This is a genomic window from Lactobacillus rodentium, assembly GCF_003423665.1.
Taxonomy (GTDB): domain Bacteria; phylum Bacillota; class Bacilli; order Lactobacillales; family Lactobacillaceae; genus Lactobacillus; species Lactobacillus rodentium.
Genome location: NZ_BFBY01000006.1, coordinates 85,112 through 105,424 on the forward strand (window position 1 = coordinate 85,112; position 20,313 = coordinate 105,424).

The window sequence follows — 20,313 nt, forward strand, 5'->3', positions numbered from 1 at the left end:
ATGACAACAATTTGTTCAGTAAGATATAATGGAAAAACAGCTATTGCTGGTGATGGACAAGTAACTTTAGGTGAAAAGGTGATTGCTAAGGCTAGTGCAAAGAAGATTCGCCGTATTTATAACAATAAAGTTGTTCTTGGCTTTGCTGGGGGCGTTGCTGATGCAGTGACTTTACAAGATATGCTTGAAGGTAAACTAGAAACTTATTCTGGTGATTTAAGACGTGCGGCCGTTGAATTAGCTCAAAGTTGGCGTAAAGATCCCGCTTTAGCAAAATTGGAGGCTATGCTTATTGCATTTGATGGTAAGGACTTACTATTAATTTCCGGAAATGGTGAAGTTTTAGAACCTGACGAAGATGTTGTAGCAATTGGCTCAGGTGGTAATTTTGCTCAAGCTGCAGCAATTGCTATGACCCGTCATAGTAGTGGAATGAGTGCAGATGAAATTGCAAAAGAAGCTGTAAAAATCGCTTCCGGAATCGATGTCTTTACTGATGATCAAATAGTTACAGATGAAATCTAGGTGAATATTTTGACACAAGAAAAAACACCCAAACAAATTGTAGAATTATTAAATAAATATATTATTGGTCAAGATGAGGCCAAAAAGCAGGTAGCTATTGCCTTATATAATCGTTATCGTCGTAGCCAACTTTCTAAGACTATGCAACAAGATATTACGCCAAAAAACATTTTAATGGCTGGACCAACTGGGGTAGGTAAAACTGAGATTGCTCGTCGTTTAGCCAAAATTGTTAATGCACCTTTTGTAAAAGTTGAAGCAACCAAATTTACTGAGGTTGGTTATGTTGGGCGTAATGTCGAATCAATGGTGCGTGATTTAGCTGAAGCAGCAGTTCGAATGGAAGAACAAGAAGAATTTGAGCGTGTTAAGGCAACAGCTACTCAAAAGGCAAATGAACAATTAGTAAAGTTATTAGTACCTGGTATTAAAAAAGAAAACCGTGAAAGCTCTATGCAACAAATGATGCAGATGCTTTCAGGTAATTTTAACTTAGATAATAATCAAGAAACCGAAGAAGTTACTGATGAAATTCGTAATCAACGTTTAAGTGTTAAAGATCAATTAGCTCAAGGACTTTTGGAAGATCGTCAGGTGACGATAGAAGTTGAACAAACTCCTAAGGCTAATCCAATGGGCGATATGATGGGCCAAATGGGAATGGATATGTCCAGCTTAATGGGTGATTTACTACCTAAGAAAAAGGTAAAACGTACTCTTCCTGTCTCAGAAGCTCGGGAAATTTTAATCCAACAAGAATCTAAGAATTTAGTAAATTATGATTCCTTATATCAGGACGCGATTGAAAAAGCACAACAAAATGGAATTATCTTTATTGATGAAATAGATAAAATTACCGCTGGTGACAAACGCAATTCTGGTCAAGTTTCACGCGAAGGAGTTCAAAGAGATATTTTACCAATTGTTGAAGGTTCTACTGTTTCAACTAAATATGGTCCCGTTTCTACTGATCATATTCTCTTTATTGGTGCTGGTGCTTTTGCCGAAAGTAAACCTAGTGACTTGATTCCAGAATTGCAGGGACGTTTTCCAATTAGAGTAGAATTAAATGCCTTATCACAAGAAGATTTTGTCAAGATTTTGAAAGATCCGGCAAATTCACTCTTAAAACAATATATAGCTCTAATGGATGCGGATAGAATTAAATTAATCTTTACTCAAGAAGCTATTGATAAGATTGCTCAAATTGCATATCAAGTTAACCAAGGAACTGATAATATTGGAGCACGTCGTTTGACAACAATCTTAGAAAAACTACTTGAAGATGTGTTGTATGAAGGCCCAGATATGAATATGGGTGAAATTACAATTACGGAAAAGTATGTGACTGAGAAGTTAGATGATGTGATAACTAATAAGGATTTAACTAAGTTTATTTTATAAACTATAAGAAAAGAAAAATCATGGATTATCAAATTAAAAATAAAAATTTAACTGTCACGATTTCTAATAAGGGTGCAGAAGTTCAAAGTGTAAAAAATAATCAATCAGGTCGGGAGTTTATCTGGCAAGCAGATCCCGATGTGTGGGGACGCCATGCTCCTGTTCTTTTCCCTATTGTTGGCCGTTTAAAAGATGATCAGTATAAGTATCAAGGTCAGGTCTATAATTTAGGTCAACATGGCTTTGCACGCGACTCTGTATTTGAAGTTAAAGAACAAGTCCCAACAAAAATTGTTTTTTCACTTAAATCAAATGAAAAAACTCTCCAAGTTTATCCTTTTAAATTTGAATTCCAAGTGATTTATACTTTGGAAAATAATACCTTAAAAGAAGAGTTTAAAGTAATAAATCTGGATACCAAAACTATGATTTTTGGTATAGGTGGACATCCGGGATTTAATCTTCCAACTAATAAAGAAACTAGTAAAGAAGACTATTATTTTAAATTTAGTCCAGCTGTAAATCGAATTAAGATTCCTTTAAAAGCGCCGCTTTTAGATTGGAATAAGCAAGAAACGGTTGATACAAGCAGATTATTTAAGATTAGTAATTTAATGTTTAAAGATGATGCCTGGGTGTTTGAATTAAAAGACCGAAATCAAGTTACTTTGGCTTCTGAAAAGAGTAATTTTCAAATCATAGTAACGATGGATAATGCACCTTTTGTTGGTCTGTGGTCGCAATATCCTAAAACAGCAGATTATGCCTGCATTGAACCCTGGTGGGGAATTGCAGATACATTAGATGCTTCTGGCAATTTAGAAGATAAAAAAGGTATGAATTCTTTGCCAGCAAAAGAAACTTGGCAATCTGGTTTTACTATTACTTTTCATGATGTGGATTAAAAAAGAGGGCTTTTACCCTCTTTTTTAAGTGCTTAAATTTTAACTCTAGCTATTTTTAGTTTTACAATAAGTATGAAAGATTAGAAAAAGGAAGTTTGAAAAATGAGTAATATTCCAACAATTACATTAAATGATGGTAATAAGATTCCCCAACTAGGTTTTGGGATGTTTCAAATCCCTAACCATGATGAAGCCGTTGAAGCCTTAACAATGGCTTTTAATAATGGTTATCGCTTAATTGATACTGCTGAGGCTTATCATAATCAAGATGTATTTCATGAGGCCCTAGAAAAAAGTGGTTTAAAGCGTGAAGACGTATATTTAACAACAAAATTATGGGTATCTAATGCATCTTTTGAAAAAGCAGAAAAAGCAATTGATCATGATTTAAAAGAACTAAAAACAGATTATATTGATTTAATGCTTTTACATCAACCTTACGGTGACGTGTATGGTGCTTGGAATGCTTTATCAGCTGCTAAGCGTGCTGGTAAAATCCGTTCTATTGGTTTATCTAACTTTTATCCCGATTTATACATGAATTTGGAATTAGCACATGAAGATAAACCAGCTTTAAACCAAATTGAAATTAATCCTTGGTTCCAACAAACTAATGATGTAAAATTCTTCCAAGGCAGAGATGTAGCTGTAGAAGCATGGGCTCCATTTGCCGAAGGTAAAGATAATATCTTTGATAATAAAGTATTAAAAGAAATTGCTGAAAAACATCATAAAACAGTTGGTCAAGTAATTTTACGTTGGCTTGTTCAAAGAAGTATCATTGTTATTCCTAAGTCTGTTCATGATGAACGCCAAAAGGAAAATATGGATATTTTTGATTTTGAATTAACAGGTGATGAAATGCAAAAAATTAAACACTTGGACAAGGGTGTATCACAATTTTTCGACCATCGTGATCCTGCTGTCATTGATAATATATTTGGAGAAAGTTTAAAGCAATTACGTGATTCTGAATAAATAAAAAAGAGATTCAAATGAATCTCTTTTTTATTTATCGCATTGCAAACATATGTTCTATTATCTATAATAAATAAAAGCTAGCCTACTAAGCTAACTTTTTTATTTTTGAGTTTGATTTTTTTTAGGTAAATCATGATGTGCCTTTTTATACCAATACCATAAGCCAAAAGGAACGATATTTTCTTGATGGTTAATTAGGCGTTTAATATTATCCTTATGCCGAATAAAGAGAATAATCATCATAATTCCGGCAATAATAGTTAGAAAGATGTCATGAAACCAAAATGAACCAATAAAAATTAAAGTAATGGAAATTAGGCTACTTAAACTAACATATGAAGTAATAAAAAGGGTTGGTAAGAAGATAAGGGCACAGAAACCGAAGAATTTGAGATTATATCCTAAAAATACCCCGGCACTAGTTGCAACAGCTTTTCCACCTTTGAATTTTAAAAAGATAGAGTAAGTATGTCCTAAAATGGCACAAACACCAGCAACTAACAAAAGATATTTGGGTCCATCTAAGTGAAAAAGTAAAGGTAATTCGGTAGCTAAAGTACCTTTGAAAATATCAATTACTAGGACTACGCAGCCACCTAGTGGACCCATTACTCTAAAAGAATTTGTCGTTCCAATGTTACCTGAACCATATTTTCGAATATCTTCATGGAAAAATGTTTTTCCAATAATAACACCCGTGGGAAACGACCCAATTAAATATGCTAAAATAAATGTTAGACAATAAGCTAAAATAGTCATTAATTTTCATCCTTAATCTAATCTTAGCTTTATTTTATCAAAGATTTAGGTAGTTGGATTGAAAATGGCTGACTTTTAAAACGGAGGAATTCATTTGGCTGAGAAAAAAGTAACAAACAATTATGATGATTCATCCATTCAGATACTACATGGACTTGAGGCTGTACGTAAGCGTCCCGGAATGTATATCGGTTCAACTGATCGTCATGGTTTAAATCAATTGGTTTATGAAATTGTCGATAATTCAGTTGATGAAGCTATGGCAGGTTATGGAAAGGAAATAAATGTAACAATTCATCAGGATAATTCTGTAACGGTCCAAGACTTTGGGCGTGGAATGCCAACAGGGATGCATGAATCTGGTGCACCAACGATCGAAGTAATTTTAACTGTACTTCATGCTGGTGGTAAATTTACTGAAAAGAACTATCAAACATCTGGAGGATTGCATGGTGTTGGTTCTTCTGTAGTGAATGCCTTATCTGAATATTTAAAAGTACGTGTTGTTCGTGGTGGTGAAGCTTACGAAGAAGAATTCCGCAATGGTGGTCACCCCGTTGGTACCTTAAAGCATTTAGGTAAAACCAAAGATAAAAATGGAACCACGATCACTTTTAAACCAGATCCAACTATCTTTTCTACTACCACTTACAATTATGAAACCATTCAAGAACGAATTCGTGAATCTGCCTTTTTATTAAAGGGAGTAAAGTTTACTTTAACTGATGAACGAGAACCTGAACATCATGATGAATTTTTATATGATGATGGGATTAAATCTTTTGTATCTTACTTAAACGAAGAAAAAGATACCATGGGAGATGTCTTTTATTTTTCAGGCAAACAAGATGGGATTGAAGTAGAGTTTGCCGGTCAATATAATGATGGTTATTCTGAAAACTTTGTTTCATTTGTAAATAATGTGCGAACAGCTGATGGTGGTAGTCATGAAGCTGGTGCTCGTAGTGGATTTACCAAGGCTTTTAATGATTATGCTAAAAAACAAGGTCTCTTAAAAGGTAAGGGACTAGAAGGTTCAGATTATCGCGAAGGGTTAAGTGCGGTTCTTTCTGTTAAAATTCCTGAAGAATTATTGGAATTTGAAGGTCAAACAAAGGGAAAACTTGGAACGCCTCAAGCTCGGAGTGTGGTTGATACCATTGTTTATGAACAACTTTCTTATTACCTAATGGAGAATGGTGAGTTTGCTCAAAGCTTGGTCCAAAAAGCGCAAAAAGCACGTGATGCTCGTGAAGCTGCCAAAAAAGCACGTGATGAAAGTAGAAGTGGTAAGAAACGTCGTAAGAAAGAGATCTTATCTGGAAAGTTAACACCGGCTCAATCACGCAATCCTAAAAAGAATGAATTATTCTTGGTTGAGGGAGATTCAGCTGGTGGTTCAGCCAAGCAAGGACGTGATCGTAAATTTCAAGCGATTTTACCTTTACGTGGTAAGGTCTTAAATACTCAAAAGGCTAAATTGCAAGATATTTTCAAAAATGAAGAAATTAACACAATGATTCATACCATTGGTGCTGGTGTTGGGCCAGAATTTAAGATTGAAGATGCTAATTACGATAAGATCATTATTATGACTGATGCGGATACTGATGGTGCTCACATTCAAATTTTACTTTTAACTTTCTTCTACAGATATATGCGTCCCATGATTGAGGCAGGGAAAGTGTATATTGCTTTGCCACCATTATATAAATTAGAAAAGGGTTCTGGTAAAAAGAATAAGATTGAATATGCCTGGACTGATGAAGAACTTGCAAGTGCAGAAAAAGATTTTGGAAAAGGTTTTGCTTTACAACGTTTCAAAGGTTTAGGTGAAATGAATGCTGACCAATTATGGGAAACAACAATGAACCCCGAGACTAGAACCTTAATTAGAGTAAAAATTGATGATGCGCAATTAGCCGAAAAACGAGTAACTACTTTAATGGGTGATAAGGTTGCTCCTCGTCGTAAATGGATAGATGAAAATGTTAAATTCCGAATGGGTGAAGATGGCTCAATTTTGGAAACCGAAAGAGTATAGGAGGTAAGGCGCATAAATGGCTGATACAGTAGAACGAATCAAAGAATTACCTCTTGAAGAAGTAATGGGGGAACGCTTTGGTCGTTACTCCAAATATATTATTCAAGAAAGAGCTTTACCTGATGTTAGAGATGGATTAAAGCCAGTTCAAAGACGTATTCTTTATGCGATGTATAAAGATAATAATACTTATGATAAGCCTTATAAGAAGGCAGCTAAGGCAGTCGGAAATGTGATGGGTAATTTTCACCCACACGGTGATAGTTCCATTTATGGTGCTTTGGTTCACCTTTCTCAAGAATGGAAGATGCGGGAACCTTTAATTGAAATGCATGGTAATAATGGTTCTATGGATGGTGATGGACCGGCAGCAATGCGTTATACTGAGTCTCGTTTAAGTAAGATATCAAACTTACTCTTACAAGATATTGATAAAGATACAGTACCAATGATCTTGAACTTCGATGATACTGAGTATGAACCTACGGTCTTACCAAGTCATTTTCCAAATTTACTAGTTAATGGTTCAACAGGTATTTCTGCCGGTTATGCGACTGAAATTCCACCGCATAATTTAGCTGAAGTAATTGATGCGGCTGTATATCTTTTAAAAAATCCTGAAGCTAATACAGATGATTTAATGCAGTTTGTTAAGGGACCGGATTTCCCAACTGGTGGAATCGTCTTAGGTAAAAAGGGAATTAAAGAAGCATATGAAACCGGGCGTGGCCGAATTCAAGTTCGTTCAAAAACTAGTATTCAAGATATTAAGGGACATCGTCAACAAATTGTAGTTACAGAAATTCCATTTGGCGTAAATAAGGCCATGATGGTTAAGAAAATAGATGAAATTCGCTTAAATAAAGAAATTGACGGCATTGCCGAAGTTCGAGATGAAACTGATCGTCATGGTTTGTCTATTGTAATTGAACTTAAAAAGGGTGCAGATAGTCAAAATATTCTTAACTATCTTTTTAAAAATACTGATTTACAAATTTCTTATAACTTTAATATGGTTGCAATTGATCATATGGCACCCGTTCAGGTAAGTCTTAAAAAGATCTTATCTTCTTATCTAGAACATAAAAAAGAAGTTGTAACTAAACGAACTGAATTTGATCTAGGTAAGGCCAAGCAAAGACTTGAAATAGTTGAAGGATTAATTCATGCCCTTGACATCTTAGATCAGGTAATTAAGACAATTCGAGCATCAAAAGATAAAAAAGATGCTAAAAATAATTTAATAAAAGAATTTGATTTTACCCCTAACCAAGCTGAAGCGATTGTTTCTTTACAACTTTATCGTTTAACTAATACTGATGTGAATCAGTTGAAGGCTGAACAAGCTGATTTAAATGAAAAAATTGCAACTTATGAAGATATTTTGAACAATCAAGATGTCTTAGAAAAAGTTGTGGTTAAAGAACTTAACCAGGTTAAAAAAGACTTTGGTTCCCCTAGAAGAACAGAGATCACTGAAAAGGCTGCTAAAATTGAAATTAATGAAAAGGCCTTAGTTGCAGATGAGACGGTTCGAGTTTTAGTGAGTCGTGATGGTTATTTAAAACGTTCATCATTACGTTCTTACCAATCTACTGATGAAACTGATAATGGTTTACCAGCGGGTGATGAAGTCATATTTGAAAAAACAATGTCTACCTTAAGTAATCTTTATCTTTTTACTAACAAAGGAAACTTAATTTATCGTCCAGTTCATGAATTAGTAGAAACAAAGTGGAAAGAAACTGGTCAACACTTATCTCAAGAATTGGGTTTAGCGCAAGATGAAGAAATTATTCGCGTATTTGAAATTAATGATTTAAAGGCAACTGATAATTTCTTACTTGCGACTAATGATGGTTACATTAAGCAAGTTGCACTAGCTGATTTGCAACCAACAAGAACTTATAAGTCACGAGCTATTATTGCAATGAAATTAAAAAAATCTGACAGTAAGGTAGTACGAGTAGATCGGATTAAGGCAGATAGTAAGCAAGAAATTACATTAATTACTAATCAGGCTTATGCAATTCGCTATGATATTGATGAAATTCCTACCTCTGGTGCACGGGCAGCCGGCGTAAAATCTGTTAATTTGAAAGACGAAGATTATATTGTTGATTATGTTCTAGCTAGTCCCGACACCGTCGATGAAATTAAAATTGGCCTAATTACTCAACGTGGAGCCTTTAAACAATTAGAATTAAATATTATTAATAAAGTTACCCGTGCTAAGCGAGGAGTAATGGTTCTAAGAGAACTAAAGACTAAACCGCATCGTATTTCAGCGGTATCTAGTTATGGCCAAAATCATGAACTTATTTTAACTACAAGTTCACAACGTCAAGTTAAGATTGATACTAACAATTATCCTTTAGGAGATCGTTACTCGAATGGATCTTTTGTATTAGATCCAACTACTGATGGTCGTCCAATCTCGTTGAAATTAGGAAAAGTTTTAACCAATGAAAAAGATGATGTAAGTAATTTATTTGAATAAGTCTCTAAAAGACCATTTACTGAATGTAAATGGTCTTTTTTGTGGTTTAAAGAAAAAATATAAAAGATAGTAAAGTTAACTAATTATTAAGAAAACCCGAAATAATAGTTTATATATAAAAGAACAGATGTTATTATAGATATTGGATGATTAGTTTAAACAAATTTTAATATTTTCTATTTAAGTAGAAAAAGAAAGGGTGTAAATAGAAGTGAAAGCAAACGCAGACGCGGTCTTATCCGCTAAATCACTTCACTATTTTTTACAATTAGTTGACAGTATGAGCTATACTCAAGCTTCTCAAATTCTTGGGATAACTCAACCTGCATTAACGCAACAAATTAAAAAGTTAGAACGTGCTGTTGGTTCCCCCTTATTTGGTCAAGTAGGGAAAAAACTCTATTTAACTGATGCCGGTAGTAAGATGGAAGAGACTGCAAGAACTTTATTCAATACTGTTCATAATACAGTTGACGAAATCCAACAATATACCGAATCTGATAGTGGTTATATTTCTATTGGAATTTTAAATATTTTTGAACCTAAAGTAATTGAAGAATTTTTAATTAAATTTGGTAAAAAATATCCAGATGTAAGATTAATAGTTAATTTTTACAATCGGGAAGAACTTTGGGATAAGATTGATAAAAATGAAATTGACTTTGCGATCTTATATATTCCTGATATCAATGCAAATGCCACAACAATGCGTCAATTTGCTACTAAAGAGATTAATAAAGAATCAATTATTTTATTAAGTCCCAAGAAAAATAATGCTTTAGAAGATATGCTTAAAGAGAAATGGGCTTCATACACTGAAAAGTCTTACTTAACTCATATCTTTAAACGTTACTATACTTCCATAATTCCCCAAAATGAAATAAAAGTTCGTTTTTCTAGAGAAAAAGAATTAGTTAACTTTGCCCAGGCTAATGGTTTAAACACTTTTGTAACTAATAGTTATTATCAGGCTCATCAAAAAGATATTTCATTAAATCCAGTTAAAACGCAAGAAGTTATAAATTTCCAAGGCTGTTTTGTCTATCGAAAGAACAAGGCCCAAATTCCACGTTTGAATAACTTTTTAACTGAATGGGATAATTTTTTAGATGAAAAAGACTATACGACAAGACTAGACGAGCCCGAAACATTCAACTAAAATATAAGCAGAATGTTTTTATAAAGGAGCTCATATTATAATGGCAAAAGAATTAATTTTTGGACACCAAAATCCTGATACTGATGCAATTGGAACTGCCATTGCATATTCTTATTTCCAAAATCAAAATGGTTTTGATACTGAAGCAGTAGCACTAGGTGAACCAAATGATGAAACGCAATATGCTTTAGATAAGTTTGGATTTAAAGCACCTCGTGTAATTGAAACTGCAGCAAACGAAGTAGATAGTGTAATGCTTGTTGACCACAATGAACCTCAACAAAGTGTTTCAGATATCGACAAGGTTAAGGTATCTCACGTGGTTGATCACCACCGTATTATGAACTTTAATACTGCTGATCCTTTATACTACCGTGCAGAACCTGTTGGTTGTACCAGTACTATTATGTGGGAAATGTTTAACGAAGCTGGTATGGAAATTCCTAAGAATTTAGCTGGCTTAATGCTTTCTGCAATTATTTCAGATACTTTATTATTAAAGTCACCAACTACTACAGATAAAGATAAAGAAGCAGTAGAATCTTTAGCAAAAATTGCTGGTGTTGACTATAAAGAATATGGATTAGCTCTTCTTAAAGCTGGTACTAATATTGCTGACAAGTCTGAAGAAGAATTAATTGATTTAGATGCCAAGAGTTTTGACTTAAACGGTAACAATGTACGTATTGCTCAAATCAATACAGTTGATTTACCAGAAGCTATGGAAAGAAAAGCTGCTTTTATTAAAGCAATGGAAGATGCAAGTAAAGCAAACGGTTACGATATGTTTATGCTTGTAATTACTAATGTTTTAGATTCAGATTCTGAAGCTATTGTTGTTGGTAATGATGAAGCTAAAGCAATCTTTGAAAAGGCCTTTGATAAGAAACTTGAAGATTCAAGTGTTGCTTTACCTGGTGTTGTATCACGTAAGAAGCAAGTGGTTCCTCCATTGACAGAGGCTTTTGAAGGTTAAGATATTTTTAAAAACATCCCATTAAAGGGGTGTTTTTTTGTAGAAGGAAAATTATGACAACCAAAGTAGATTTACCAAAAAATATTGAGGTACGAGGGGCTAGACTCCATAATTTAAAAAATATTAATGTAGATATTCCCTTACATAAATTTGTAGCTATTTCCGGATTGTCTGGGTCAGGAAAATCATCTTTGGCTATGGGAACGCTTTATGAGGAAGGCTCCAAACGTTATTTAGATGCTCTTTCAACCTATATGCGCAGAAGAATCAAGCAGGGAACAAATGTGGATGCAGATAGTATTAAACATATTCCTTCGGCTTTAGCCTTGCGTCAACGCCCAAGTGTTCCTAATGAGCGAGCAACTGTGGGAACAACAACTGAAACTTTTAACGTTTTGCGTTTGATTTTTTCAAGATTAGGGAGCTCAGTTTGTCCTAATGGGCATCGTTTAAACCCTAGTCTAGCAATTGCGCAAGCGATGAGTAAATCAGGCAATGAAATGGGACAAGTCACTTGTCCAACTTGTGGGGTCAAGTTTTATGTACCAGGAGCTGAAGATTTTGCTTTTAACTCTGATGGTGCCTGTCAAAATTGTGGTGGTAGTGGGAAAGTTCGCCAACTTGATGAAAGTAAATTAATTCCTGATGAAAATCTTTCTATTAAGGATGGTGCCGTGGCTTCTTGGTCATTACCAGGTAGAAACTTTATGCCCAATGTAGCCGAACATGCAGGGGTTAGAATTGATATTCCATTTAAAGATTTAACTGCTAAAGAAAAAGATTTTGTCTTAAATGGTCCCGAGAAAAAATATAAAATGGATTTTCTTTCTGGAACTGGCAGAGTTTTTCATGATTTTAATGCTCTTTACGAAAATGCTCACCAAGCTGTTTTACGTTCAGCAAAAAGTAGTAAAAGTGAACGGGCGCAAAAACGAATTGCAGAGTTTTTTTCTTACTCAACCTGTGAAGTTTGTCGTGGTTCTCGTTTAAAGCCAGAATTATTAAAACAACTGGTTAATGGCAAAAATATTTTTGAAGTTGAAAATATGCCTTTAGGTGAATTACCACAATGGAGTAAAGAGCTTCTGGCTAGTTTGCCTGCAGATATGCATACTATGGCAAGTGAATTGATTAATGAGTTTATTAATAATTTACAGCCTCTACTTGATTTGGGCTTAGATTATTTAACTATGGCTCGACCGGGAAATACTTTATCTACTGGTGAGCTCCAACGCATCCAGCTAGCTCGAACTTTAAGGACAGAAACAACCGGTGTGTTATACGTTTTAGATGAACCTTCAATTGGACTTCATCCTGCTAATGTTGATGGCTTGATAAAAGTGATCCGTAAACTAGTTGCTCAAGGAAATTCCTTAGTTGTTGTTGATCATAACGTTGATATTATTGCAGCGGCTGATGAAATAATCGAAATTGGTCCTGGGTCAGGTCAAGAAGGGGGAAACGTCATTGCCCAAGCTTCACCTAAAAAAATTAGTCAAAATCCTGTTTCTTTGATTGGACCATATCTTGATGGACAAGCAGATATTTTGGTTCGTACACCTGCAACCCAAGTTAAGCAGGAAAAGATAAAGTTTGAAGTAAAAGATTACTTTAATCTTAAGGACGTTAAAGCTGAAATCCCTCTGAATCAACTAACTGCTGTTACTGGATTTTCCGGTGCTGGAAAAACAAGTTTGATTCTAGATTCTTTAGTTCCAGCAATTGAAGCTAAAGATAAACAGGAATTCCCGGCACAAGTAACTAGCTTTTCTTCTACTATCAATAAAGTCGTTAGTGTGGACGCAAGCCCAATTGGTAAAAGTACTCGGTCAACTATTGCGACTTATACTTCTATTATGGATAATCTGCGCAAACTATTTGCCCAGCAGCCTCTGGCTAAAGAAAGGCATTATACCCCAAGTTACTTTTCTTACAATAATAAAGAAGGTGCTTGTCCTACTTGTGGAGGAACTGGGATTGTTACTTTAGACATTCAGTTCTTACCTGATATGCAGCAGACTTGTCCCACTTGTAGTGGTGATCGCTATAATAAGCAAGTTCAAGCAGTTAAGTGGAATAACTATTCAATTGTTGATCTTTTAAGACTTGATGTTAATGAAGCTGTAACTATTTTCAAAGACGTTCCTAAAATTGAACGTGAATTAAAATTACTACAAGAAGTGGGCTTGGGTTATTTACACTTGGGAGAAAGTACACCGGCTTTATCAGGAGGAGAAGCACAACGTTTAAAATTAGTTAGTCACTTAAGTAAAAGAGAAGATAACACTTTATTTGTGTTTGATGAACCCACGATTGGTTTACATCCCCTCGATGTTAAGGTCTTATTACAAGTAATGCAACGTTTACTTGATCAAGGAGCTACTATTATTACTATTTCTCATGATCTTAATTTGATTGCTAATAGTGATTATATTTTAGACATGGGACCACGTGGAGGCGATAATGGTGGTAAGATTGTTGCGTCAGGCTTAACTCAAGACTTGATTAAACAGCCAACCAGTTTAACAACTGAGTATTTAGCCAATTATTGGAATAAGTTTAATTAATAAGTTAAAGGATTGAATTTATAGATGGTTTGGTATAAAAATAAGTTATAGTTTACTCTAACTTATAAGTATTAGTCGTGATTAAAAAGTCATTATATAATGGTCTATAAAAAAAAATAGGAGGGCAATTTATGAGTAAACTAGCTAATGATACAAGAGTTTTTAAAATAAATCCAAAAATTGATGTCCAAAATGTTCGTTTTGAAAATAGATATGGTTTTACTTTAGCAGGACATTTATATCTTCCAGAAAATTTTGATAGTAGTAAGAAGTATGCTGCAATTGCTATTTCAGGACCTTTTGGTGCAGTTAAAGAACAATCCAGTGGTCTCTACGCCCAAACTTTAGCTGAACGTGGCTTTGTAACTGTGGCATTTGATCAATCAATGACTGGCGAAAGTTCCGGTAAGCGTCGTGATGTAGCAAGTAGTGATATTTTTGTCGAAGATTATAGTAGTGCCGTCGACTTTTTAGGTAAACAAGAGTTTGTTGACCGTGAACGCATTGGTGCCATTGGTATTTGTGGTTTAGGTTCTCATGTGTTGACTGCTGCTTCAATTGATGTACGAATTAAGGCAGTTGCTACAAGTGTCATGTATGACATGGCTGATTCAATGTGGAAGGGCCTTAATAATACAAAGACTGATGAACAAAGAAAATTAGAAAAGCAATATTTGGCTGAAATGCGTTGGAAGGAAGTTGATGAAGGACAACAAATCAGTGGACTTCACGAATTACCTTTTGATAAGGAGAATAATCCAATTTATGCGCCTAAATTATTTGGAGAAAGTTTACCTGCCGATGCAGATAATGTAACTAAACAATTCTTTGAATATTATAAGGTTCGTGCTTTCCATCCACGTTCAATTAATTCTAATTCAGCTTGGGATGCAACTACTCCTTGGAGTTACTACAACTTCCCATTACAACAAAAGTCTGATCAAATTACAGCTCCAGCTTTGATTGTAACAGGTGAAAAGGCTCATTCACGTTATATGGCTGAAGAAGCTTACGAACGCTTAACCGATGAAAAAGAATTAGTTATTGTTCCTAATGCAACACATGTGGACTTGTACGATCAAATGGATAAGATTCCTTTTGATAAATTCGAAGAATTCTTTAAGAAGAATCTTTAAGATTATAAAATCCAATTTTAATTAGTTAGGAGAAAGATTTAATGGAGCATTCAGTTAAGGCTTTTCCGATGACCGCGGAAAATGAGCATTATATTTTTAAACTCAGTGATAAAGTTGAACGTGAGCATGTAAATTACTATACACGTTACGGCATTGAAATTGCGGCTGATCTTTATTATGCAAAAGATATCGATAAAGATTTGCCTCATAAGGCACTTGTAATTGGGCCTCCTTTTGGCGGTGTGAAAGAGCAAGGACCAGGAGTGTATGCAAACCAATTAGCCCAAAAAGGATTCATAGTCTTAGCTTTTGATCCTGCTTATCATGGTTTTAGTGGAGGAATGCCACGTTATACTGGTTCACCTGATACTTATGTTGAAGATTTTTCTGCAGCAGTAGATTTTCTCGGCACTCTTGATTTTGTTGGTCGAGAAAAAATTGGGGCTATTGGAATCTGTGCTAGTGGTGGCTTTGCCCTAGGTGCTGCCCGTCAAGATACGCGGATTAAAGCCGTAGTCACAAGTGTATTGTACGATATTCCTTCTCTAGCAGGTTCCGTAAAGGGAGAAGAGCGACAAAAACAATTGCAAGCTGGTAGTAAAGCTCGTTGGACAGATCCAGAAAAATATCAACTGATGTATCCTGAAAAGCCAGCTGATAAAATTCCTCCTAATTTAAATCCTGTTGATGCCGAGTTCTTTAGTTTTTACGGGATGAAGCGTGGCTGGAATTCACATGCTTTAACAAATATTACCGCAACTTCTTTCCCTAGCTTTATGAGTTTTAGTGTTACAACTCATCTTGATAGCATTTCATCAAGACCTGTATTAATGATTACAAGTGAAGAGGCTCATTCTAAATCGTTTACTGATGAAGTTTATAAAAAATTAGCTGAACCAAAAGAGAAGCTTGTATTACCACATGGTCAGCATATTGATTTTTATGATAATGTAAAGATTATTCCTTTTGACAAAATAAGTTCATTTTTTGATAAAAATTTATAAGGGAGTTTATTAACTTATAGAATCCACCCAAAAAGACAGCTTTATTATAAAAGCTGTCTTTTTACTTCGGTTAAAAATTTATTAGCTAAAGCAGATAATTGCGTATTTTTCTTCCAAATAATAGTATTTAAATCAGAAATTTGAGGTGATAAGGGACGATAAATAAAGTCTTCATCTTTAATTGCAGGTAGGTCCTTATAAATAATGGTCACAGTATCAGCTTTATAAGCCATTAAAACAGAATTGTAGGCCAAATTAGAAAGGGCATAAAAGTGAAGTTTATCAAAATTGTCTTGCGCCCAAATTTTAAATTTATTGTTCACCAGACTTTGATTGCTAATGGCTAAGGGATAGCCAATTAAATCTTTAGCAGTAATCACATCTTTTTCAGAAAGCTTCAGCTTCTTATTAAAATAAGCGACAAACTCATTTTTCTGAGGTAACACTATATTATTAAAATTATCTAGGTTCCGATTGCCCATCACAATTCCAAAATCTAACAAGCCGTTTTCAATTTTAGCTTCAATTTGATCGGCATTCCCATCTTCTAAAACGATTTGAACATCTTGATTATTTTTTCCCAGTGTTCCCAGGATTTTCATCAAATTAGCTAATTCAGGACTTTCGCCGGCGCCAATTCTTAAAATACCACTAATAACTTTTTCCTTTTTTAAAGTTTGCTCAGTAATATCATTAAGATTGATAATGTCTTGGGCTCGTTGGCGTAAAAAATAGGCTTCAGGAGTCATCTTAAGTTGATTATGACTCCTGATAAATAAGGTAACACCCAATTCATTTTCTAAATCTTTAATCTGTTTAGAGAGGGCAGGTTGAGAGATCAGTAATTTCTCAGCTGCTCGGGAAAAATTCTTTTCTTCACAAACTTTTAAAAAATATCGCAAGACTCTTATTTCCATAATACCTTCATTATAACAAACACTTAAATTATTATGATTAAAAGACTCTAATTTAATATAACCAGTGTTAGAATATTTAATGAGAGAATAGGAGGAAAAATAATGACATTACCTCAATTAGATTTAGAAAATGTTAAGGGGCCAAAGGCAATAATTGATACAAGCCAGGGACAAATTATCATTCAATTATTTGAAAAACAAGCGCCTAAGACAGTAGAAAACTTTATTGGCTTGGCTAACAAAGGCTATTATGACGGTACAATTTTTCACCGTGTGATTAGTGATTTTATGATTCAAGGTGGAGATCCTAATGGCGATGGCACTGGTGGTGAAAGTATCTGGGGTAGCAATTTTGAAGATGAATTCTCCGATGAACTTTTTAATATCCGGGGAGCTTTATCCATGGCCAATGCTGGTCCTAACACTAATGGGAGTCAGTTCTTTATTGTCCAAAATAGAAATATGCCTAAACGTTATATTCGGGAAATGGAACCAGCTGGTTATCCTAAAGAAATTATCAAGCGTTACAAACAAGGTGGTACTCCTTGGCTCGATCAAAAACATACTGTTTTCGGTCAGGTTATTGAAGGAATGGATGTAGTTGATAAAATTGCTAAAGTTCCACGAAATAAGCTAAATGATAAGCCTAAAGAAGATGTCATTATTAACAAGGTAACTATTGAAGATAATTAGGTAACAGTTGTGGATTTAAAAAAATTATTTAATGAAAATAAACCTTCAGAATCGCGCATTTTGGCAAGTGCTTTGACATTTTCTGGTGGCTTTGTCGATGCTTATACTTATATTCAACGTGGCCATACTTTATCTGCCGGGCAAACTGGTAATGTGATCTTTTTTGCTAATTCCTTAGCGCAAGGTAACATACAAGGAATGTTAACACGAGGTACAACATTTTTAGCTTTTTCTATTGGTTTACTGGTAGTGGGACTATTTCACAAATACGTGAAAAATAATTTTTGGCGGGTATTTTGCCTTTTCCCAATTTTAATAATCTGTGCCATTGTAGGATTTTTACCTAAAGAATTTCCTAATTATTATATTGTACCGGCGATTGCTTTTTGTATGGCTATTCAAAATGCATCTTTCAGTAAAATTGAAGGACTTGGCTACAACAATGTTTTTACAACCGGTAATTTGAAAAAATCGATGGTTGCTTGGTCAGCATACTTTTTTGGTGAAGACAAGACAAAGTATAATGCTGCTGTTAACTATATGTGGTTGGTTATTTCTTTTGCCGTAGGAGCCATTGCTTCTGCATTACTACAAAATTATTTCTCTTTGAGGACTATTTGGTTTGGAGTAGTGATTTTAGGGGTCATAAATATAGTTTATGTCTCTTTATTGGTGCAAAAGCATAAAATTTAATCAAAATTAAGGAAGGAAAAAGATGACATTATTTGCAAAAATAAAAGGTCTCTTTACTGAAAAAAAGCCTTCAGAATCACGACTACTTGCTTGTGCCTTAACTTTTTCTGGTGGTTTTGTGGACTGTTATACATTTGTTCAAAGAGGTCATACCTTATCGGCCGAACAAACAGCAAATGTAATTTTCTTTGGTGAATCACTAGTTAATGATAACTTAGAAGGGATGTTTACTAGAGGTTCAACCTTCTTAGCATTTTCAATTGGCTTACTAATGGTGGGACTATTTCATAAGTATGTAAAAAATAATTATTGGCGCGTATTTTGTCTTTTTCCAATCTTATTAGTTTGTTTAATTGTTAGTTTTTTACCTGCTTCTGTACCAAATTATTTGATTGTACCCGCAATTTCATTCTCTTTGGCCTTGCAAAATGCTTCATTTAGTAAAATCGAAGGAATGACATATAGTAATGCTTTTACTACAGGAAACCTTAGTAACTCGGTTATTGCTTGGTCGGCATACTTTTTTGGCGCAGAAAAGGTTAAAGGTACAGCAGCTCGTAATTATATGTGGTTAGTAATTGCCTTTACTTTAGGGGCAATTGTTTCTGCCTGTTTGCAAAGGTTGATGCATTTGCACACAATTTTGATTGGAGCCATAATTATTAGTATTATTAACCTTACTTATATTTATATGCTAAAGCATCGAAGAAATTATAATTTTAAGGGTAATAACGATTAATTAAAAGAAGTAGCAAATGAAAACGATTGATCAAGATTATATTGAGAATAAATTTATTGAATATGCAAAGCTGAATACTCGCTCGGAGATGGAGTCTAATACTGTCCCGTCAACTGCTAGACAAGTAGTATTATTAAAAAAATTAGAGCAAGAGCTTGATAATTTAGGCTTAAAAGATGTTTCTTACTCGGACAAGGATGCTTATGTAGTAGGAAGAATTCCAAGTAATGTAACTGAGAAAATCACGCCAATTGGTTTTGTGGCTCATGTTGATACGGCTGATTTTAATGCGGAAAATATTAAGCCTCAAATTCATCATCATTACGATGGAACAGATATTGATTTAGGCCATGGCTATACCTTATCTACTGAAGAATTTCCCTCTTTAAAGAAAGTAATTGGCCACACACTAATTACTACTTCAGGTGATACCTTATTAGGTGCTGATGATAAAGCGGGCATTGCTGGTTTGTTAGGAATGGCCAAATATTTAAATGAAAATTCTGATATTAAACATGGTGACTTATGGCTTGCTTTTGGTCCTGACGAAGAAATTGGAAAGGGCGCAGCTAGATTTGATGTTGAAAGATTTCCGGTTGAATTTACTTATACCTTGGATAATGGCAATCCAGGAGATATTACATACGAAACATTTAATGCGGCAAGTGCAAGAATTAAAATTAAAGGAACGGTCGTCCATCCAGGTGAAGCATATGGGTTAATGGTGAATGCCAATTTAATTGCTAATGAGTTTATTAATCAATTACCCAGTGACTTTGTTCCAGAAAAAAGTAAAGATTATCAAGGTTTTATTTTAGTTTTATCAAATGAGGGTAATGTAGATCATGCACAAATTGATTTAATTATTCGAAGCTTTGATACTGGAGATTTTAAAGCTAAAAAAGAGCTAGTAAAAGGTATTGTTACAAAGCTCAATGCAAAATATGGCAAGAAGCGGGTAACGTTAGAAATGCATGACCAATATCATTCTCCTGGTGATAAAATCAAAAAACATCCCTATGTGGTAAATCTTGCAAAGCATGCTTATGAAAAATTGGGATTACCTATTAATTATGTTCCGTTTAGAGGCGGAACTGATGGTGATTTTATTACTGAAAAGGGAATTCCAACTCCTAATTTATTTAATGGCGGTGCTAATTTTCATGGTCGATTTGAATATGTGACAGTTGAAAATATGGTTTTATTAACTAAGACATTATTAACTATCGCTAGCTTACATGTTGATTTAGATAAAAAGAGAGATAATACACCACTAAGAAGAAAATAATGCTGACAAAATAAATAAAGTAT

At 34.3% G+C, this 20,313-nt stretch carries 17 protein-coding genes; 15 read left to right on the forward strand and 2 right to left on the reverse strand.

Going from position 1 to position 20,313, the window contains the following annotated elements; all coding sequences use genetic code 11:
* From hslV to LrDSM24759_RS04960, 4 genes are all read left to right on the forward strand, one after another.
* Positions 1 to 525: an ATP-dependent protease subunit HslV gene (gene hslV / locus LrDSM24759_RS04945; RefSeq protein WP_117118383.1), complete on the forward strand. Its 525-nt coding sequence runs from the start codon at positions 1 to 3 to the stop codon at positions 523 to 525.
* A 9-nt stretch (positions 526 to 534) separates the two neighbouring features.
* Positions 535 to 1,929 (forward strand): ATP-dependent protease ATPase subunit HslU, encoded by a 1,395-nt coding sequence (gene hslU, locus LrDSM24759_RS04950; RefSeq protein ID WP_117118384.1) that lies wholly within the window; start codon positions 535 to 537, stop codon positions 1,927 to 1,929.
* Between the two features lie 20 nt (positions 1,930 to 1,949).
* Positions 1,950 to 2,834 carry an aldose 1-epimerase family protein gene (locus LrDSM24759_RS04955; RefSeq protein ID WP_117118385.1) on the forward strand — a complete coding sequence of 295 codons (885 nt, stop codon included), beginning with the start codon at positions 1,950 to 1,952 and terminating at the stop codon, positions 2,832 to 2,834.
* 102 nt (positions 2,835 to 2,936) lie between these two features.
* Complete coding sequence (locus LrDSM24759_RS04960; RefSeq protein ID WP_117118386.1) at positions 2,937 to 3,812, forward strand: aldo/keto reductase; 876 nt, start codon at positions 2,937 to 2,939, stop codon at positions 3,810 to 3,812.
* Positions 3,813 to 3,914: 102 nt separating this feature from the next.
* Here the strand turns inward: LrDSM24759_RS04960 and plsY are convergent, their stop codons facing one another.
* Complete coding sequence (gene plsY / locus LrDSM24759_RS04965; RefSeq protein ID WP_117118387.1) at positions 3,915 to 4,574, reverse strand: glycerol-3-phosphate 1-O-acyltransferase PlsY; 660 nt, start codon at positions 4,572 to 4,574, stop codon at positions 3,915 to 3,917.
* A 94-nt stretch (positions 4,575 to 4,668) separates the two neighbouring features.
* Between plsY and parE the strand changes: the two genes are divergently transcribed.
* The 7 genes from parE (at position 4,669) to LrDSM24759_RS05000 (ending at position 15,960) form a co-directional block, all read left to right on the forward strand.
* Positions 4,669 to 6,618 (forward strand): DNA topoisomerase IV subunit B, encoded by a 1,950-nt coding sequence (gene parE, locus LrDSM24759_RS04970; protein ID WP_117118388.1) that lies wholly within the window; start codon positions 4,669 to 4,671, stop codon positions 6,616 to 6,618.
* Positions 6,619 to 6,634: 16 nt separating this feature from the next.
* Positions 6,635 to 9,118 (forward strand): DNA topoisomerase IV subunit A, encoded by a 2,484-nt coding sequence (gene parC / locus LrDSM24759_RS04975; protein ID WP_117118389.1) that lies wholly within the window; start codon positions 6,635 to 6,637, stop codon positions 9,116 to 9,118.
* 211 nt (positions 9,119 to 9,329) lie between these two features.
* Positions 9,330 to 10,277 carry a LysR family transcriptional regulator gene (locus LrDSM24759_RS04980; RefSeq protein ID WP_117118390.1) on the forward strand — a complete coding sequence of 316 codons (948 nt, stop codon included), beginning with the start codon at positions 9,330 to 9,332 and terminating at the stop codon, positions 10,275 to 10,277.
* Between the two features lie 40 nt (positions 10,278 to 10,317).
* Positions 10,318 to 11,253: a manganese-dependent inorganic pyrophosphatase gene (locus LrDSM24759_RS04985; RefSeq protein ID WP_117118391.1), complete on the forward strand. Its 936-nt coding sequence runs from the start codon at positions 10,318 to 10,320 to the stop codon at positions 11,251 to 11,253.
* 53 nt (positions 11,254 to 11,306) lie between these two features.
* Complete coding sequence (locus LrDSM24759_RS04990) at positions 11,307 to 13,820, forward strand: excinuclease ABC subunit UvrA (protein WP_117118392.1); 2,514 nt, start codon at positions 11,307 to 11,309, stop codon at positions 13,818 to 13,820.
* 131 nt (positions 13,821 to 13,951) lie between these two features.
* Positions 13,952 to 14,956 (forward strand): alpha/beta hydrolase, encoded by a 1,005-nt coding sequence (locus tag LrDSM24759_RS04995; RefSeq protein ID WP_117118393.1) that lies wholly within the window; start codon positions 13,952 to 13,954, stop codon positions 14,954 to 14,956.
* 41 nt (positions 14,957 to 14,997) lie between these two features.
* Complete coding sequence (locus LrDSM24759_RS05000) at positions 14,998 to 15,960, forward strand: alpha/beta hydrolase (RefSeq protein WP_117118394.1); 963 nt, start codon at positions 14,998 to 15,000, stop codon at positions 15,958 to 15,960.
* 44 nt (positions 15,961 to 16,004) lie between these two features.
* Here the strand turns inward: LrDSM24759_RS05000 and LrDSM24759_RS05005 are convergent, their stop codons facing one another.
* A complete protein-coding gene (locus LrDSM24759_RS05005; protein WP_117118395.1) occupies positions 16,005 to 16,877 on the reverse strand; it encodes a LysR family transcriptional regulator in 873 nt (290 codons plus the stop codon).
* A gap of 102 nt (positions 16,878 to 16,979) precedes the next feature.
* On the opposite strand from LrDSM24759_RS05005, the gene LrDSM24759_RS05010 reads away from it, so the two are divergent.
* The 4 genes from LrDSM24759_RS05010 to pepT are packed head-to-tail and all read left to right on the forward strand — an operon-like array spanning position 16,980 to position 20,290.
* Positions 16,980 to 17,570, forward strand: coding sequence for a peptidylprolyl isomerase (locus LrDSM24759_RS05010; protein WP_117118396.1), 591 nt, complete (start codon positions 16,980 to 16,982; stop codon positions 17,568 to 17,570).
* A 9-nt stretch (positions 17,571 to 17,579) separates the two neighbouring features.
* On the forward strand, positions 17,580 to 18,263 hold the full coding sequence (locus tag LrDSM24759_RS05015) for a YoaK family protein (protein ID WP_117118397.1): 684 nt from the start codon (positions 17,580 to 17,582) through the stop codon (positions 18,261 to 18,263).
* A gap of 22 nt (positions 18,264 to 18,285) precedes the next feature.
* Positions 18,286 to 19,002, forward strand: coding sequence for a YoaK family protein (locus tag LrDSM24759_RS05020; RefSeq protein WP_117118398.1), 717 nt, complete (start codon positions 18,286 to 18,288; stop codon positions 19,000 to 19,002).
* Positions 19,003 to 19,018: 16 nt separating this feature from the next.
* Positions 19,019 to 20,290 (forward strand): peptidase T, encoded by a 1,272-nt coding sequence (pepT, locus tag LrDSM24759_RS05025; RefSeq protein WP_117118399.1) that lies wholly within the window; start codon positions 19,019 to 19,021, stop codon positions 20,288 to 20,290.
* The last annotated feature ends 23 nt before the right edge of the window (positions 20,291 to 20,313 follow it).

Bases quoted from the DNA above. Each gene is read 5' to 3' on its own strand.
- LrDSM24759_RS05005 (WP_117118395.1), bottom strand. From the start codon at position 16,877: ATGGAAATAAGAGTCTTGCGATATTTTTTAAAAGTTTGTGAAGAAAAG.
- plsY (WP_117118387.1), bottom strand. From the start codon at position 4,574: ATGACTATTTTAGCTTATTGTCTAACATTTATTTTAGCATATTTAATT.
- LrDSM24759_RS04955 (WP_117118385.1), top strand. From the start codon at position 1,950: ATGGATTATCAAATTAAAAATAAAAATTTAACTGTCACGATTTCTAAT.
- LrDSM24759_RS05020 (WP_117118398.1), top strand. From the start codon at position 18,286: ATGACATTATTTGCAAAAATAAAAGGTCTCTTTACTGAAAAAAAGCCT.
- LrDSM24759_RS04985 (WP_117118391.1), top strand. From the start codon at position 10,318: ATGGCAAAAGAATTAATTTTTGGACACCAAAATCCTGATACTGATGCA.
- LrDSM24759_RS04990 (WP_117118392.1), top strand. From the start codon at position 11,307: ATGACAACCAAAGTAGATTTACCAAAAAATATTGAGGTACGAGGGGCT.
- LrDSM24759_RS04960 (WP_117118386.1), top strand. From the start codon at position 2,937: ATGAGTAATATTCCAACAATTACATTAAATGATGGTAATAAGATTCCC.
- LrDSM24759_RS05000 (WP_117118394.1), top strand. From the start codon at position 14,998: ATGGAGCATTCAGTTAAGGCTTTTCCGATGACCGCGGAAAATGAGCAT.
- pepT (WP_117118399.1), top strand. From the start codon at position 19,019: ATGAAAACGATTGATCAAGATTATATTGAGAATAAATTTATTGAATAT.
- LrDSM24759_RS04995 (WP_117118393.1), top strand. From the start codon at position 13,952: ATGAGTAAACTAGCTAATGATACAAGAGTTTTTAAAATAAATCCAAAA.
- parC (WP_117118389.1), top strand. From the start codon at position 6,635: ATGGCTGATACAGTAGAACGAATCAAAGAATTACCTCTTGAAGAAGTA.
- LrDSM24759_RS05010 (WP_117118396.1), top strand. From the start codon at position 16,980: ATGACATTACCTCAATTAGATTTAGAAAATGTTAAGGGGCCAAAGGCA.
- hslV (WP_117118383.1), top strand. From the start codon at position 1: ATGACAACAATTTGTTCAGTAAGATATAATGGAAAAACAGCTATTGCT.